Origin of the sequence: Prolixibacter sp. SD074 (assembly GCF_009617895.1) — a bacterium.
Taxonomy (GTDB): Bacteria; Bacteroidota; Bacteroidia; order Bacteroidales; family Prolixibacteraceae; genus Prolixibacter.
Genome location: NZ_BLAW01000001.1, coordinates 3,210,313 through 3,226,172 on the forward strand (window position 1 = coordinate 3,210,313; position 15,860 = coordinate 3,226,172).

General features: G+C 46.5%; 14 protein-coding genes and 1 pseudogene. 7 read left to right on the top strand and 8 right to left on the bottom strand.

Annotated features, from left to right (window positions below; genetic code table 11):
• Positions 1 to 45 precede the first annotated feature (45 nt).
• The 7 genes from GJU82_RS13775 to pepE all read left to right on the top strand — a co-directional run bounded on the left by GJU82_RS13775 (position 46) and on the right by pepE (position 6,517).
• Positions 46 to 507, top strand: a complete 462-nt coding sequence (locus GJU82_RS13775; RefSeq protein ID WP_153632679.1) for a dCMP deaminase family protein — start codon at positions 46 to 48, stop codon at positions 505 to 507.
• Positions 500 to 2,128, top strand: coding sequence for a S41 family peptidase (locus GJU82_RS13780; protein WP_153632680.1), 1,629 nt, complete (start codon positions 500 to 502; stop codon positions 2,126 to 2,128). Before GJU82_RS13775 ends, GJU82_RS13780 begins: the two co-directional genes overlap by 8 nt.
• Positions 2,129 to 2,271: 143 nt before the next feature.
• Positions 2,272 to 2,757, top strand: coding sequence for an RNA polymerase sigma factor (locus GJU82_RS13785; protein WP_153632681.1), 486 nt, complete (start codon positions 2,272 to 2,274; stop codon positions 2,755 to 2,757).
• Entirely contained in the window at positions 2,757 to 3,809 is a 1,053-nt protein-coding gene (locus GJU82_RS13790) for a hypothetical protein (protein ID WP_153632682.1), read from the top strand. The genes GJU82_RS13785 and GJU82_RS13790 overlap by 1 nt, the downstream gene beginning before the upstream one ends.
• 55 nt (positions 3,810 to 3,864) lie before the next feature.
• A complete protein-coding gene (locus GJU82_RS13795) occupies positions 3,865 to 4,788 on the top strand; it encodes an outer membrane beta-barrel protein (protein ID WP_153632683.1) in 924 nt (307 codons plus the stop codon).
• Between the two features lie 98 nt (positions 4,789 to 4,886).
• Complete coding sequence (locus GJU82_RS13800) at positions 4,887 to 5,696, top strand: hypothetical protein (protein ID WP_153632684.1); 810 nt, start codon at positions 4,887 to 4,889, stop codon at positions 5,694 to 5,696.
• A gap of 110 nt (positions 5,697 to 5,806) precedes the next feature.
• Positions 5,807 to 6,517, top strand: coding sequence for a dipeptidase PepE (gene pepE, locus GJU82_RS13805; RefSeq protein ID WP_153632685.1), 711 nt, complete (start codon positions 5,807 to 5,809; stop codon positions 6,515 to 6,517).
• Between the two features lie 102 nt (positions 6,518 to 6,619).
• Here pepE and GJU82_RS13810 read toward each other — a convergent pair whose 3' ends face one another.
• The 8 genes and pseudogenes from GJU82_RS13810 to GJU82_RS13840 all read right to left on the bottom strand — a co-directional run bounded on the left by GJU82_RS13810 (position 6,620) and on the right by GJU82_RS13840 (position 15,656).
• The gene (locus tag GJU82_RS13810) at positions 6,620 to 7,327 is read right to left on the bottom strand and encodes a DNA-binding domain-containing protein (RefSeq protein WP_153632686.1); all 708 of its coding nucleotides are present in this window, start codon (positions 7,325 to 7,327) and stop codon (positions 6,620 to 6,622) included.
• 322 nt (positions 7,328 to 7,649) lie between these two features.
• Complete coding sequence (locus tag GJU82_RS13815; protein WP_308788843.1) at positions 7,650 to 8,177, bottom strand: FtsX-like permease family protein; 528 nt, start codon at positions 8,175 to 8,177, stop codon at positions 7,650 to 7,652.
• Positions 8,077 to 8,457 carry a hypothetical protein gene (locus GJU82_RS17570; protein ID WP_228488707.1) on the bottom strand — a complete coding sequence of 127 codons (381 nt, stop codon included), beginning with the start codon at positions 8,455 to 8,457 and terminating at the stop codon, positions 8,077 to 8,079. The genes GJU82_RS13815 and GJU82_RS17570 overlap by 101 nt, the downstream gene beginning before the upstream one ends.
• Positions 8,458 to 8,514: 57 nt before the next feature.
• Positions 8,515 to 8,703, bottom strand: coding sequence for a hypothetical protein (locus GJU82_RS13820; protein WP_153632688.1), 189 nt, complete (start codon positions 8,701 to 8,703; stop codon positions 8,515 to 8,517).
• A 28-nt stretch (positions 8,704 to 8,731) separates the two neighbouring features.
• Positions 8,732 to 11,083 carry an ABC transporter permease gene (locus GJU82_RS13825; protein WP_153632689.1) on the bottom strand — a complete coding sequence of 784 codons (2,352 nt, stop codon included), beginning with the start codon at positions 11,081 to 11,083 and terminating at the stop codon, positions 8,732 to 8,734.
• A gap of 156 nt (positions 11,084 to 11,239) precedes the next feature.
• The gene (locus GJU82_RS13830; RefSeq protein WP_153632690.1) at positions 11,240 to 11,917 is read right to left on the bottom strand and encodes an ABC transporter ATP-binding protein; all 678 of its coding nucleotides are present in this window, start codon (positions 11,915 to 11,917) and stop codon (positions 11,240 to 11,242) included.
• An 84-nt stretch (positions 11,918 to 12,001) separates the two neighbouring features.
• Positions 12,002 to 14,344, bottom strand: a pseudogene (locus GJU82_RS13835) (ABC transporter permease); the annotation flags it as partial.
• A gap of 52 nt (positions 14,345 to 14,396) precedes the next feature.
• Positions 14,397 to 15,656 (bottom strand): efflux RND transporter periplasmic adaptor subunit, encoded by a 1,260-nt coding sequence (locus tag GJU82_RS13840; RefSeq protein WP_228488708.1) that lies wholly within the window; start codon positions 15,654 to 15,656, stop codon positions 14,397 to 14,399.
• Positions 15,657 to 15,860 lie beyond the last annotated feature (204 nt).

Sequence of the window (15,860 nt, forward strand, 5' to 3'; positions counted from 1 at the left end):
ACCGTCTAAACCGAATGCTGTTATTAAGTAAAACGAACGCATTGCATGGATAAAACGAATACCCGCAAACAAGCGTTGCTTGACTATCGTTACCTGCGTATGGCTCGTATCTGGGCCGAAAATTCGTACTGTAAGCGCCGGCAGGTAGGAGCTTTGCTGGTGAAGGACAAAATGATCATTTCGGATGGTTACAACGGTACTCCCTCTGGTTTTGAAAACAACTGTGAGGATGAAGAAAACAAAACAAAACCTTACGTGTTGCATGCTGAGGCTAATGCTATTACAAAAGTGGCGAAGTCGAACAACAGCAGCGAAAATGCCACGTTATATGTTACATCCTCGCCTTGCCTGGAATGCTCGAAACTGATTATTCAGGCAGGCATCAGCAAGGTTGTTTTCTCCGATTCGTACCGGTTAAACGACGGTATTGAGTTGCTTAAAAGAGCTTCGATAGAAATTGTACAGATAGATTTAGAATCAAACAGACAGGAAGAAAAAAATGGATAAGAGAAACAGAAGATTAATCAGCTGGACCCTGGTGTTACTGGCATTTGCCATTATCGTTGGAATTTTCATCGGGAGTGTCCTGCAGCGTCGGCAGCAGGCCGTTTTTGATAACATCAAATCTCCGGCAAATAGTAAGATCGATCTCATCATGAATCTGATCAACGACTATTATGTCGATTCGGTCAACGAAAAACAACTGGTCAATAACGCCATCCCCGATATACTGAAACAGCTCGATCCGCATACGACTTATATTCCCAAGAAGGATATGAAGGAAGTGAACGAGGAAATGTCAGGTAATTTTGGCGGGATCGGTGTGCAGTTTTCCATTCAGAATGATACCGTTACAGTAGTCGATGTCATCTCGGGTGGCCCTTCTCAGAAGCTCGGGATTCAGGCTGGCGACCGCATCGTAATGGTTAACGATACCACGATTGCCGGAGTCAATATTACCAACGATAAGGTTATCAGGAAACTTCGTGGCGAAAAGGGAACACACGTAAAGGTTGCCATCGCCCGTCACGGAATCCCGGATTTGATAGACTTTGATATTACACGTGGAAATATTCCGCTTTACAGCGTTGATGTTTCGTACATGATCGATAAAAATACCGGTTATGTGAAAGTGGGCCGTTTTGCCGAAAACACCTACACCGAGTTCATGGAAGCATTAGACAAATTGAACAAAGATGGAGCAAACAATATCATCATCGACCTGCGTGGAAATCCTGGAGGTTACCTGGCGGCTGTGATTAAAATGGTTAGTGAGTTCCTCGATAAGGGCGAATTGATTGTTTATACGAAAGGTCTGCACCAACCGAAGAAAATGTTCAGGGCCGACGGTGAGGGCAGTATGCTCGGCAAAAAAGTGGTTGTAATGATCGATGAGTTCTCTGCATCGGCCAGCGAGATTTTCTCCGGAGCTATCCAGGACAACGATCGCGGTTTGATTGTCGGCCGCCGTTCATTCGGGAAAGGATTGGTACAGGAGCAGATTCCATTTAGCGACGGTTCGGCCATGCGTTTGACGGTTGCCCGTTACTACACACCTTCCGGCAGAAGCATTCAAAAGCCTTATGACGAAGGAAACAAAGCTTACTACCAGGATATTGCCCGGCGTTACCAACATGGTGAATTTGAGCAAAGAGACAGCATCCATTTCAACGATTCATTAAAGTATCATACCCGTACAGGCCGGGTTGTTTACGGCGGCGGCGGAATCATGCCCGATGTGTTTGTTCCGGCTGATACAACCGGCTTCTCCGACTATTATGGCAAAATTACATCCAAAGGATTGGTTTACCGTTTTGCCTTCGATTATGCAGACTCGCATCGCGAATTGCTATCGAAAATGAAAGAAGCCAAAGCCATCGGGGATTACCTGAATAAACAGAATGTATTCTCGCAATTCGTCCGGTTTGCCGGGAAGAATGGTGTTCCACGTAGTAGTGAAGGGTTGAAGGTTTCAGGGAAAATTCTGAAAGTCCAGCTCAATGCCTACATTGCCCGGAATATTCTCGGTGAGGAAGGGTTTTATCCCATCATTAAAGAGATTGATACCACATTGCGCAAAGCCATCAGTGTGATTGAATCGGACCAAACTGCCGAAATGAAGAAATAAATGACACTCAGATACAGAAGGTTGCTCCAACGAGCAACCTTTTTTTATGTCAAAAATCAGGAAGTTGAAAAAATCCGGTGATGGCTGTAACTTTAACAGGAAACAGTCGTCTTACTTCCAAAATGTAATTTTAGCCTGACCGGATGACCCTTGATGAATATAACCGCGCAGTAGATGATTGGGCTGACAGAGTATACCGCTTTGTCGTGAAAAATATGCACGACGAAGACGGGGCAAGGGACGTTGTACAGGACAGTTACGAAAAGATGTGGCGGCATCGCGAGAATATTGACGGAACAAAGGTCAAAACTTACCTGTTTACCACGGCTTACCATACAATGATTGACCGTATGCGGAAAAGTAACCGGGAAGTGATTGGCGATCCGTTGGAACATGAGATCCGCCACGAACGAAATGGCTTTTCCGATTTACAGGAAGTTCTTCATGAAGCAGTTTCCCGCTTGCCGGAAAAACAACGCAGCGTAGTTTTGCTGCGCGACTACGAAGGTTATTCCTACCGGGAAATTGCCGAAATTTCCGGTTTAACCGAAGCGCAGGTAAAGGTTTATATTTACCGGGCCCGCGTTTTTCTGAAGAAGTACATCGGTAGCATTGATGTGGTGGTGTGATGAAGATAACGACTGAAAATTACGAGGAGTTTGTTCTGGATTACCTGGAAGGGAACCTGGATCCGGAAACACGGAAGGAGCTGGAGAGTTTCTTCCGGGAGCATCCCCGTTTGGCTCCCGATGAAGAAGGAATTTCTTCGTTGATGCTTCAGCCGGAGGAGTTACCGATGAGAGGAAAGAAATCGCTTCATAAGTCTGTTTTCGATACCCCGGAAGGACTGGAAGACGCAGCCATTGCGCTTTCCGAAGGAGACCTTTCTAACGAAGAAGTCGCGGCGTTCCAAACCTGGCTGGAAAATCATTCAGAAGCTGAAGAAACGGTCAGCCAGTTTGCCCGGTTAAAACTGCAACCCGATGCGAGCATCGTATTTCCCAATAAAGCAAAGCTGAAAAGAAAAACCCGCGTACTACCCATCTGGTGGAGTGTTGCTGCCGCTGCAGTGCTGACGTTGGGCATATTCCTTTTCTATCCCGAAAAAGATGAAACTGTTCAGCAGTCGCCTAATCCGAAAGTCGCCGAAGCGCCTGTTACTGTTAGTGAGCCGGAAGCGGTTCCCGGTAAGGAAGAAGAAGGTGTGAAAGATGAAAGTAAATTGGCGCCCCCACCGCAGGAAAAGATTGTGCGGGAAAAACCGTTGCAGGTAGCTGAGATTCTTCCGGCGAAAGCAAAAGCAATACCCCAAAAAGAAGCACAACCGGAGCTCGAGCGTATTGCGATGAATATTCCGGAACCGATGAAAGCGAAGGTTATCCGCTTTGATGTGCAGCCGGAAAAAGTGGTGATGGTGCTGGATTACGAGGCTCCGGGAAATGCGCTGGCTGATGAAATTCCTATAGTGGATCTTCTGGACAGAAAACTGGAAAACTCCTTACACAGCGAAGACCGGGAATTGCTTTCGCCCGACAACATTGCGCTGGGCGGACTTCAGCTGATTGCGCGGGCATCAGGCGATCGACTGGTCGGAAAACGGGGGAATGACGGCGAAATAAAGTCCGTCTCTTTCCACAGCCGGCTAATTTCCTTCTCCCTTCCAGTGAATAAAAATCGCTAACCTGTAACAAATTCCGGTAACGGTTCGTCCTACCCACAAACAAAAACAAAAAGCTATGTTTGGTAGAACACTTCTAAGCTTTATGCTGATCATATTCAGCACTCAGTATATGATGGCACAAGATACGGTGCGGGTAAAAGTGCTGGGGAAGAATGCCGTTACGGTAGTCGATGGAATGGGCAAAACCAATGTCCATGTTGGCGACAATTCGGTGGATGTCAGTTCATTTGATAACGACACGGTGAAGATTCGGATGGGACGTAAGACGATTGTCATTGCTGATGGTTGGCACGGTTCCTCTGTTGATTTCAATACGTTGGACGATGACGAATTTGAAAAATGGACCGGTCACCGGCCTAAATTCAAAGGGCACTGGGCCTTCTTCGAAATGGGAGTGAACTCTTTTGCCAATGCCACCTATGCCGGTTTCCCGGATGCCAACTGGATGGACCTGAATCACAACAAATCGTACGAGGTCAATATCAACTTCCTGCGATACAGCATTGGATTGCAGAAGGAACATAACACCATTGGATTGGTCACCGGACTGGGTTTGAACTGGAACGATTACCGGTTTTCTAACAAGAATAGCATTACCAATGACAATGGAACAACGGCACCGGTTTATCTGACCTACGATAATCTGCAGAAAACCAAACTGAATACGTTGTATTTGCAGGCTCCGTTGATGTTTGAATTCCAGATTCCGATTAATAAATCGTATAAGCGAGCCTATTTTTCCGGTGGGGTTATCGGTGGGCTGAGACTGGGGTCGCACACCAAAGTAAAGCACAGCGGAACAAAGGACAAAAACCGGGATGACTTTAATATCTCACCTTTCCGGTACGGGGCAACTGCCCGAATCGGTTACAAGGGAATTAACCTGTTTGCCACCTATTACTTTACGCCGTTCTACGAAAGTGGACGCGGACCGGAAATGTATCCCTTCACCATTGGATTGGGGCTGATAAACTGGTAATGAAATAACATAAAAACAACACAATGCTTGGGCCGGATTACGTCCGGCTCATTTTTTTTCTGCTGCTTTTTCGGTTAAATTTGTACAAACCTCGGTCCATGACTAGAAAATACCTGATATTCACAATAGCTATCCTGTTGTTCTCACAGATGGTTTGGGCACAACAAAACGATACCATAACCATTGTGCCGGCCAAACGTCACCACGCTGTCTCCATAAATGATTTTATGGGGCACCAGGATGAGTACAAAAGTTTCTGGGACCGTGATTTTTCAGGTCACTGGAGCGGTTTTCACCTGGGGGTTAATTTATTTCTGCAAAAGGACTATTCAGCTTATCCGCCTTCGCAGGACGGGTTCATGAACCTGAAAATCTGGCGTTCGTTCTCCTACCAGGTGAACTTTTGGCAAAAAAGCATTAGCCTGCAGCGTTATCACGATGCCATTGGCCTGGTTACTGGTTTGGGATTATGCTTCGACGATTATCGTTTTAATCCGGAATTGACCATTGAAACAGATGCAAACGGTGTTATTCAGCCCGTCTATCCCGGTTACGAGGAAATGCATAAATCCAAACTCAGTACGTTCTATGGAAGAATTCCGCTGTTGTTGGAATTTCAGGTACCCATCGGGCATTTTCAGCGACGCTTCTGGATTTCGGGAGGTGTGGTGTTTGGTTATAAGTTGGGTAGCCATACCATACTGAAATACCATCAGGATGGTATCGGTAAAAAAGTGAAGTTCCGTGATGAATTGTACCTGAATGATTTTCGTTACAGTTACACCGTTCGTATGGGATACCGTTGGTTCAACGTATTTGCCGAATATTCGCCGGTCCCGTTTTTCAAAGACGGCCATGGCCCGGTACTTTATCCTTTCTCTGCAGGCATGACATTGGTGAGTTTTTAAGCGCGGTTTCCCCGGAAGAAATTGACAATGTTCCTGAAGTTCTTTCTTTTTCCATTCCCTGAATTTGACTTAATTGCAACCGGAAAAACATAAATCGAATTAATAAAGCTATGCAACTTTTACTCATCAGTAATTCGACGATGGCCGGTGAGCCATATCTCGATTACCCTAAACATGAAATCAAAAAATTTCTTGGCGATAAACCCGTAAAAGCACTGTTTATTCCTTATGCGGCGGTTACGTTTTCATTCGATGATTACGAAGCGAAAGCAGGGCAACGTTTTGCCGAAATCGGGCATCACGTGCGTGGAATTCATCATTACGACGACCCGGTAAAAGCGGTGGAAGAGGCCGAAGCCATTGTGGTGGGCGGCGGAAACACCTGGCAGCTGGTGCGCATGTTGCACGATAACAACCTGATGAACCCCATTGCTAAACGAGTAGCGAACGGAATGCCCTACATTGGATGGAGCGCCGGCTCGAACGTGGCTTGTCCCACACTGCGTACCACCAACGATATGCCCATTATCGATCCGCTGGGATTCGATTGTCTGAAGCTGGTCCCTTTCCAGATCAACCCGCATTACCAGGATAAAAATCCGGATGGGCATGCCGGTGAAACCCGCGAGCAGCGCATCGAAGAGTTCCTGGAAGTAAATCCCGATACCTATGTGGTGGGCTTACGCGAAGGAACCATGCTGAAGTACGATGACGGTAAGCTTTCGCTGATTGGAAACCTCATGGCCAGGATTTTCAAAAAGGACCAGAAACCACTCGAACTAAGTAGTGAAGACAATTTCAACTTCCTGCTAAAGGATTAATTTTGCATGTCGGTAACGCGTGAATGAACCTGTTAACGGGTCACTTTCACCCGTTTCCGGCAGGTTCCCGCTTATTCCCGGTCGGTCTGGTGCCTGCGGGTTTCAACTGGTTGGTTCGCCTGCAATAATCACCGAACCTAGCGCCCCGGTGCGTAATGAACGGGTTTTCATCCGGCTTCGTACCTCAATGCTGTATTCACCAACCGCAAGCCCTTTCGGAATAAGAAAAAGCAGTTGGGAGAAGCTGTTTCGGTAAACCGTTTCCACCCGATAACTGCGATTACCCTCACCCTTGAAAAAAATTCCTTCATCCGGAGAGTCTGCATCGAATTGCAGGTATCGTCCCCGGATAATCGCCGGTCCCCCCGTGGTGGCTTTCCCGTTGATGATGCCGCTGCTGGCATCGGTAAATTGATCGGGTTCGGGGCCTGGATGACCAGGGGAGACTTTGTGGGTATGTACCTTTTTAGGTACTTCTTTCAGTTGGCTTCCCGGCCTGATTTTTACGTTAATGGTATGACGTTGGCTTGAGAAGATGTCTGCCGGTCCGTCAAAATTGCCTTTTATGCTGCACTGTGCATGAAAAAGAGGAGTAGATACAACCCCTCCTTCGGCCAGTACATTCTCTACTTCTTCCATAAAAAGTGCCAGTACTGCTTGAATAGCGCCCGGAGAAATACCGGAATGCCGCTGAATCATATTTCTCTCGATGTCTTCCAGATTATACTTCCGGCGATTTTTGATGAGAGCCCTGAAGGTTTTCTTTCCTGTTATTACCGGATTCGGATATAAAGCATACGTAATTGCCATCGCTTCTCCTTCTATCTAATTAGATCATATTATATATATAATATTAATCAAATTAAATATATAATAAAAGTAAAATCATATATATAATATGAATAGAGTAATAATTATAATTCAAACTGATATAACAGAAGGTAACAATGTGAGGGATGATAGTATGCCTGAAAAGGAAAGCCCGGGGTAGAAAAGCTTCCACCCCGGGCCTTGAACAGGTTATGGCATTGGTATGGGCAACATCAGCCGCCCCAATGCAGCATTTATCAGTTAAAAATCCTTTTGGTTTTATTCTTCTTTCAGCACCTCCACCGGGTTACGATTAGCGGCTTTATAACTTTGCCAGGTTACCGCAGCAACGGCAATAACGAGTGTGAACAGAGCTGCCGAAGCAAAAATCCACCAGCTTAAAGCGGTTTTCCATGCGAAATTTTCGAGCCATTTGTGCATGAGGTACCGTGGGAACACCGATAATAAACGCTGAAATCACCCATTTCAGGATATCGGCATTGAGCATCGACATGATGGAACCGGCCGAAGCGCCATTTACTTTCCGCACGCCAATTTCCTTTCTGCGGGTTACTCCCGAATACATAGCCAGCGCCCATAATCCCAGGCAGGCGATGAATACGGCTAAAGCCGAGAAAAAGCCGAATACGGAACCAAAATGCTGATCGGACAGGAATACCAGTACGATGGGAACCCAAAACGTGGAATCTTTCCACAGTTGGAACGGAATATTCTTTCCGGTGAGTTGATTAAACCCTCCAACCGAAACCCGCATGACACCAATGGCCAGAACGAGAGCGACACCATTCACCAGTAACGATTCCATCAGAAACTGAATGATGATATGTATTTTCGAAGCGCCCGAAACTTTGCGGACACTCACTTCCCGGGCACGGTCCAGCGCCCTCGCAGTCGTCGGTCATGGTTGAGCCCTCGAAAAAGCGCGATTCTACCCGGTAAATGCGGTTGGCGTTGTGGTGCATGTTATCATAGCTGAACTCGAAATTCACGTAGTTCAGTATCAGCAGCGAAACCGTCATTCCGATGGCCAAGCCGAGGATGTTGGTGGCCGTGAATAGTTTGTTTTTCAGCAGATGGCGGATAGCCGCCAGGAGGTAATTTCGTAGCATCGTTTAGTTAAAGGTTTAGCACAAGTTCTCCAGTATAGGTGGCAAGTTTACAGGTGCTTAGTTTCTTATTATCTCTTCTTCCACTTCTCCGTCAACCAGCCGGATAATGCGTTTCCCGTATTGAGCAAACTCCTGGTTGTGCGTCACCTGGATGATGGTCATGCCTTCGTCGTTCAGCTTTTTCAGGATGTAGGTCCGTTCGTATTTGTTGTCGTAATACTTGTAAATTTTTTTCAGGCTGATCATGATAATGTATGTTTAATGCGTTCGTGTTTTATTCGTATCGAAGGGCATCTGCCGGGTTGCGGGTGGCAGCTTTCCAGCTTTGCCAGCCAACGGCAACGGTGGCCACCAGTAGGGCGAACAGACCGCTAAAAATGAAGTAGCCCGGATGCAACGAAACGCGGTTGGCGTAATTGCTGAGCCAGGTGTTCAGTGCGAAATAGTCAGCCGCAAAAGCCACCAGCATGGCAGCAACTACCCAGATGAGCATGTCGAGAAGCAACAGCTGCAATATTTCCCGTACCGAACTTCCCATCACTTTGCGGACGCCAATTTCCTTGGTCCGGCGGGCAGTGGTAAAAATCGACAGCGCCATAATGCCCATGAAACTGATGATGATGGCGAGCAAGGTTCCGGCTGATACCAATCGCACCACCCGTTCTTCATTGGCAAATTTCGCATTGTACCGGTTGGTTATTTCGTACGAGTTGAAAATAAAGTTGAGGTCGTATTGCTTGAAGATTGATGCCACCTGTTTTTGGTCGGCTTTGGTAAATTGGCCCGGAACCCTGAGATAAAGGCAGTTCACGTTATCGCTGTAATTGGTCAGCATCAACGGGGCAATTTTTTTGCTGCTGCCGTAGTCATAGTAGAAATTGTTAACGACTCCGATAATCTTCATCGGGTCTTTGTACATGGTGACCAGTTTTCCGATAGGATTTTTCAACCCCAGCATTTTTACAGCGGCTTCGTTTAAAATCACCGCCTGACGATCGTCAAACCGATCGTCAAAGAACCGGCCTTGAAGGAGCTGCAATTGCATTGTTTTCCCGAATCCGGGGTGAATTCGAAGTTCATTAATAGGCTTAAGGTTGCCCGATGCATCGGCATACAACTTTAGTCCCTGACCACTGGTACCTCCTCCCATGTTGTGCACAGAGGCTGCAGCACTCTCGACAAACGGAAGTTTGCTGAGCTCATCTTTTATGGCGTGTCTGTGAGCTTTGGTATCCTTATTCAGTCCGGAAATTTCGATGACATGGGAAACATTGAAACCTAACGGAATATCTTTCAGATAATGAATCTGGGAACGAATAACCACCAACGAGGTAATCAGGAAAATAGCTACAGAAAACTGCACAACCACCGATGCGATTGACAAGGGACTTTTCTTGCGTTTGTTGTCGCGCTGACCTTTTAAGCCGGTAACCAGATTAACGCCTGACAAGTGAAAGGAAGGGTAAGCGCCACTAATTAACACCAGCAAAACAAGAAAGCCTAATACAATGAGAATCCCGGCAGGAGAGAACAATTCGGAAGCAGGTAGGGTGCGTTGCATCAGGTGGGCAAACCACGGTCGGGCCATTTCGGTTATCCAGACAGCCAGGAATAACGCAACAAAACTGATGACTCCCGTTTCGGTATAAAACAGTTTGGCCAGCGTCCACTTATCTGCGCCCAACGCTTTGCGTGAAGCAATTTCTTTAATTCTTTTCTCTCCGTGAAGGACATACAGGTTGATGTAATTGATCGTTGCGATCAGGAGAATGAAAAAGGCCAAACCGGCAATGAGGAATATACGGCCCATACTTCCTTTTTCCGAAAAATCGTAATCTGCTTTGGTGTGCAGGTGAATCCGGGTGAGTGGCTCAGTACCCGAAGTAACTTTTAAGCTGTAAGTATCGGCCCACGGCTTCATCAGTTCTGCATTGACCCGGTTGATTTGCACCAGGGTTTGCGAGCGATTGGCGTGGGGATTCAACAGAAAGTAGGTGAAGAAATTGAGCCCGCCGAACTCTTCAGGATGGACGGAAGACATGGAAGCCAGCAAATCGAATTGAAAATGTGTGGTAGAGGGCAGTTTGCGAATAATCCCGGTGACCGTGAATGGTTGGTCGGAAATGGAAATGGCTTCCCCGGTGCAATCGGTCGTTCCGAAGAGTTGATTGGCCATTTGTGCTGTAAGTACAACGGTATTGATATCGCGAAGAGCCGTTTTTGAGTTTCCGGTAAGGAGGTTTAATCCGAAAACCTGAAAGAACCCCGGATCGGCGTACAGCAGTTCTTTCTTTTCAAACCGCTGTGTTTTGGTATCGACATTGACATCCCAGCCGCGATACAATTGCGTGGCTGCTTCAATGCCGGGTACCTTTGCGGGAATTTCGGTATAGGCCTTACGAAGACTTATCGGATAATTCTCTGTTGATTGCTTCTCTGCGACGTGGTTGATTAGTCGGACAACCCGGTCTTTGGTCGGGAATTGCTGGTCGTAGCTTAGTTCATGGCGGATATAAACCGAGAGCAGCAGAAAGGCCGCCAGTCCGAATGCCAGGCCGGGAAGGGTAACGAAAAGTAATAGTGGATTTCGTTTTAATATGCGGAAGGTGTAACGAAGTTGTTTCATGGGACAAGGTTTTATGTTCAGCTTTCCCTCTTCACGATTTCTCTCTGCTCTGGCTGTTCCACGTTAAGGCTAATTGAAAAACAGGAAACAGGATGGGCAAAATCTCAATGGAAGCTGCACCATCCTCGGTAGTTCGTCTTATGGATGAAAAAGAACTTATCGGTTATGCTTTTCGGTAATAATCTGACCGTCGAACAGGTTGATGATGCGATGGGCAAAATCGGCGTCGTGCTGCGAGTGGGTCACCATCACAATGGTGGTTCCCTCTTCATTCAGTTCCGACAGCAGGTTCATTACTTCCAACCCGTTATTGGAGTCGAGGTTACCGGTGGGCTCATCGGCAAGGATGAGGCCCGGATTGGCTGCCACAGCCCGCGCAATGGCCACACGCTGCTGCTGACCTCCTGATAATTGCCGTGGAAAGTGCTTCCGCCGGTGACTGATTTTCATCCGTCCCAGAATTTTCTCAACACGCTCTTTGCGTTCCGAAGCTTTCATCTTCAGGTAAATGAGTGGCATTTCAACATTTTCGAAAACCGTTAGCTCGTCAATCAGGTTAAAACTTTGGAAGACAAAGCCAATGTTTCCTTTACGCAGCCGGGTACGATCCCGTTCCCGCATTTTCGAAACTTCCACACCGTCGAACAGATAGGTGCCTGCCGAAGGATTATCGAGCAACCCGACAATGTTCAGTAACGTTGATTTGCCGCAACCCGAAGGGCCCATAATGGCCACAAATTCGCCTTTCTTTACGTTGAAGTTGACCTCATTCAGGGCCGTTGTTTCCACCTCTTCGGTTTGGAAAACTTTGGTCAGATTTTCAGTTTGTATCATGATGCTAAGATTTTGTAGTCGATATATTTTGTGAAAATTTAATCAGAATTATTCATTTCGTAAACTGTCAACCGGGTTGGTATTGGCTGCTCTATAACTGAAATAGTTAATGACCGTCAGGCAAATACTAAGGACAATCATGGCAGCGCTAAAAAATACCCACCAGGGCAGGTTAGTCCGGTACGCAAAGTTTTGCAACCATTGGTTCATGAAATACCAGGCCAAAGGAACAGCTATCATCACTGCAATGCCAATCCATCGAATAAAGCTTTGATTCAATAGAATAAGTATCTGCAGGGTCGAAGCTCCGTTGGTTTTGCGCAGGGCAATTTCTTTCGAACGCTTTTGTGTCAGGTAAGTCACCAGGCCGATGATACCAATCAGAGCAATCAGCAGTGACATAAGTGTCCCAAATTGAATGAAGTTGGCCAGCTTGTTTTCACGGCTGTACAATGCTTCATATTTCTGATCGAGAAATTTGATGGATGGTGCCGGTGCTGACGAAAATTTCGACCAGGTATCTTTTATGTATTGCTCTGTTTGTGTCAGGTTTCCGGGCTGTACTTTCAAGAGGATATACTGTTGCCATCCCGGATTATCGGTCAGCCAGAAGGCCATGGGTTGTAATTCCTCCCGCAAGGAAGAGAACGTAACGTTTTTGGCTACACCAATCACATGGCCATCACCACCCAATGCCGGGAAAGATACATCCAGCGGATTTTTCCATCCAAAGTTCTGCACCGCTTTTTCGTTCACGATTAAATCATTCCGGTCTGCAGCTATATTTTGAGAGAAGGCACGGCCCTTATCGATTTTGATGTGAAAGAAACCGAGGAACCGTTCATCAACCGGCCAGGCCCAGAGTGTGACATGCTGATCGCCTATGTCGCGCCCCCATGACATTTGTACCTGTCCGGGAACAAAGCCTGTGTACGTATAATTGGTAATTTGTTGATCCTTCATTAATTCTTCGGCGAAAGCCCGGCCATGCCGGGTGATGGAGCCATTGGCCTGCAGGTAAACTACGTTGTTGGGAGATAAACCGGTATCGAAGTTTTTCCAGAAATTCAGCTGCCGGTGAATGGTGAAAGCTCCAATAATGAGCGCAGTGGAAATGACCAGCTGTAACGTGGTCAATGTTCCTCTCAGGAATTTTCCGTTACCGGAAAACTGAACTTCCCCATGCAGGATTTTGGCCGGTTCGGCCGATGAGAGGAGGTATGCCGGATACAGACCGGCAAAGAAACCGAACAGGATGGCCAGGCCGGTTGGAAGCAGGAATAAATCGGCGTTGTTCATCATGGACAAATCCTGGTAAGGAAGAATATCCTGCATATCGGTTCCCAGTAGTTCAACCGCTATAGTCGCCAGCAAGAAAGCTATCAAAGCGAGAGCAATGGCTTCGAAAATGATTTGTAACTGTACCTGGAAGCGTGTCGCCCCCAATGCCCGTTGAATTCCCAATTGGTGAATCCGCTTGCCGGCCTGAACGGAAATCAGGTTGATATAATTGACAAAGGCCATGAGCAAAATCAAAAAAGCTACCGACCCGAATATTTTCAAGAACAGGGGATTAATAGAGTTGAGGAAGTCGGTGCTTCCGTCACTGTTGAGGTGAATATCCTTGAGTGGTTTTAGATAAAGTAGTCTATCCCAATGAACACTCTTTTTGAAAGCGTTGAAGTCCTTTGTCATACTTCCCGCATTGGCTTCAATTGTTTGGGCGGTTTCATCGGGGTTGGCACCTTGCTTTAACAGAAAAAACAACACATAGCTATATTCCGAAGCCAAATTGGCACCGCTGTTCGGATTTTCCGTTTCGGTAGCCATCGAAAAGAAGCAATCAGTCTTAACAGACGAATTGGACGGAATGTCCTTCATCACACCAGTAATGGTGAACGGGGTTCTTCCCCGTATGTACACAATCTGCTTACCAACCGGGTTCTCGCCGCCAAATATTTTGTGGGCGAGCGACTGGGATATGACAGCAGTAAGGGGTTTGCTCAATGCTGTTTCCGGGTTTCCCTGAAGCAATGGGAACGTGAATGTGCTGAAAACTTCCTTGCTGGCGAAAATAGGTGTTGCCAGGTAATTGTTTTCAGGTTTATCAGTGCGGTGAACATTGTTTAGGTTGGGCAATTGATGAAATACGGTGACGGCTTCTACCTCGGGAATGGAATTACCGATTTCTTTTTTCAGTAATGCCGGGAGCGTAGCCTGACGCTTTCCCTGGTCTATTTTGGCGGTCAACAGGTATATACGGTTGTAATTCTTGTTGAATTTATCGTAGCTCAGTTCATGTTGCAGGTAAATCATGATGAGCAGGAAACCAAAGAAAGCCAGCGTAAGGCCTAAAATGTTGAGCAAGGTCGTCAGTTTCTGCTTTAACAGGCTTTTCAGCGCAATTTTAAGTCCTTTAAATATCATCGTTGTTCCAGTATTTCGTTTGATAGATTGTGATATGCTTTATCTCACAGGTTTATTTAAAAACCACCCATTGGTTATCTCCAAAGGTGTCGTACCCTGAAGTAATCACCTGTTCGCCCGGTTCCAGTCCTTCCAGCACTTCGTAGTACTGCGGGTTTTGCCGTCCAATCCGGATGTTGCGCCGCGTGGCTTCGCTACCGTCTTTGCTCAGGACGAAAATCCACTGGCCACCTGTCGACTGGAAGAATCCCCCACGCGGAATCAGAACCGATTTTTGCGCTTGCCCCAGTTGCAGTTCTACGTGATAGGTCTGTCCCGAGCGAATATTTTTCGGCACCTCGTTATCGAAAACCATATCAATTTTGAAGGTCCCGTTGCGAACTTCCGGATAAACCTTCTTCACGGTCATATCATAGGCTTTATCCTGTCGGGTAAACGAGGCCTTCAAGCCTTTTTTAACCCGGTCAATGTAGTGCTCGTCAACCTGGGTGGTTACTTTGAACGCACTCAAATCGTTCACCTGACCGATGCGGCCCGCCTGCGGAATAGACTGCCCGATTTCGGCATCAAGCAAACCAATTTGCCCGTCAATCGGAGCCTTCACATCCAGATTATCCATGCGCTCTTTCACCAGGTCGAGGTTGGTTTTCATCCGGTCGAGGTTGTATTCCATTTGCTTGACCTGAACCGCACGGAAAGCAGAATCGGTCTTTTGCCGTTCGCCCAGGATTTTGCGGGTTTTTATGGAATATTCATAATCTTCTTTCGATGCCAGATAATCATCTTCCGAAATCATATCTTTCTTGAAGAAGCGTTGATTTTGGGTGAACTTCCTTTTCTTTTTCAGAATATCGTAGTCCATCTCCAGGATACTGCGTTGCAGGGATAGTTTATCCTGCTCCATCTGGATTCGGGTGTTTCTGAGGAAGTTAATTTGTTCGGCCAAGCGCGCTTCAGCGGTCAAAATATTCAGTTTCAAATCGGGATTGGATAACTTCAGGATGATATCTCCCTTTTTCACCATGGCACCTTCGTCATTGATAATCTCTTCCACACGCCCGCCTTCGGTTGCATCCAGGTAAATAAAACGAATGGGCTCCACGGTCCCGATAACCCGGATGTAGTCGTTGAAAAGGCCATCGGTAACCGGACTGACGGAAACTTTATCCCGTTCGGCCCGAATGGTTGATTCGTGATTTCCAAAAACCAACGACATCAGAAAAACGAGGAAGACCAGTCCTCCTCCAATCATCCAGAAATGCTTCTTCTTTAATCCTTTCTTTTGCTCTATTTGGCGATCCATCCCAGACATAAGAACTCAAAAATTAGAAAGTCTTTACCGACTTGTGTTTATAAATCTGAATTAAGCTCTTTGTATTTTTCTTTCCGGAAAAAGCTTTGTTTCGGCGCTTTCGCATACACTTTTCCGGCTTCGTACATCTCTTTTACCAATTCTGTGCCAACAGATGTAATGGATACGTATTCAAATAAATAAGCATATACGCTCTGCGGGAAT

Excerpts from the sequence above, each read along its gene's own strand:
- GJU82_RS13775 (WP_153632679.1), top strand. The coding sequence starts at position 46 with ATGGATAAAACGAATACCCGCAAACAAGCGTTGCTTGACTATCGTTAC.
- GJU82_RS13780 (WP_153632680.1), top strand. The coding sequence starts at position 500 with ATGGATAAGAGAAACAGAAGATTAATCAGCTGGACCCTGGTGTTACTG.
- GJU82_RS13785 (WP_153632681.1), top strand. The coding sequence starts at position 2,272 with ATGACCCTTGATGAATATAACCGCGCAGTAGATGATTGGGCTGACAGA.
- GJU82_RS13790 (WP_153632682.1), top strand. The coding sequence starts at position 2,757 with ATGAAGATAACGACTGAAAATTACGAGGAGTTTGTTCTGGATTACCTG.
- GJU82_RS13795 (WP_153632683.1), top strand. The coding sequence starts at position 3,865 with ATGTTTGGTAGAACACTTCTAAGCTTTATGCTGATCATATTCAGCACT.
- GJU82_RS13800 (WP_153632684.1), top strand. The coding sequence starts at position 4,887 with ATGACTAGAAAATACCTGATATTCACAATAGCTATCCTGTTGTTCTCA.
- pepE (WP_153632685.1), top strand. The coding sequence starts at position 5,807 with ATGCAACTTTTACTCATCAGTAATTCGACGATGGCCGGTGAGCCATAT.
- GJU82_RS13810 (WP_153632686.1), bottom strand. The coding sequence starts at position 7,327 with ATGGCAATTACGTATGCTTTATATCCGAATCCGGTAATAACAGGAAAG.
- GJU82_RS17570 (WP_228488707.1), bottom strand. The coding sequence starts at position 8,457 with ATGCTACGAAATTACCTCCTGGCGGCTATCCGCCATCTGCTGAAAAAC.
- GJU82_RS13820 (WP_153632688.1), bottom strand. The coding sequence starts at position 8,703 with ATGATCAGCCTGAAAAAAATTTACAAGTATTACGACAACAAATACGAA.
- GJU82_RS13825 (WP_153632689.1), bottom strand. The coding sequence starts at position 11,083 with ATGAAACAACTTCGTTACACCTTCCGCATATTAAAACGAAATCCACTA.
- GJU82_RS13830 (WP_153632690.1), bottom strand. The coding sequence starts at position 11,917 with ATGATACAAACTGAAAATCTGACCAAAGTTTTCCAAACCGAAGAGGTG.
- GJU82_RS13840 (WP_228488708.1), bottom strand. The coding sequence starts at position 15,656 with ATGTCTGGGATGGATCGCCAAATAGAGCAAAAGAAAGGATTAAAGAAG.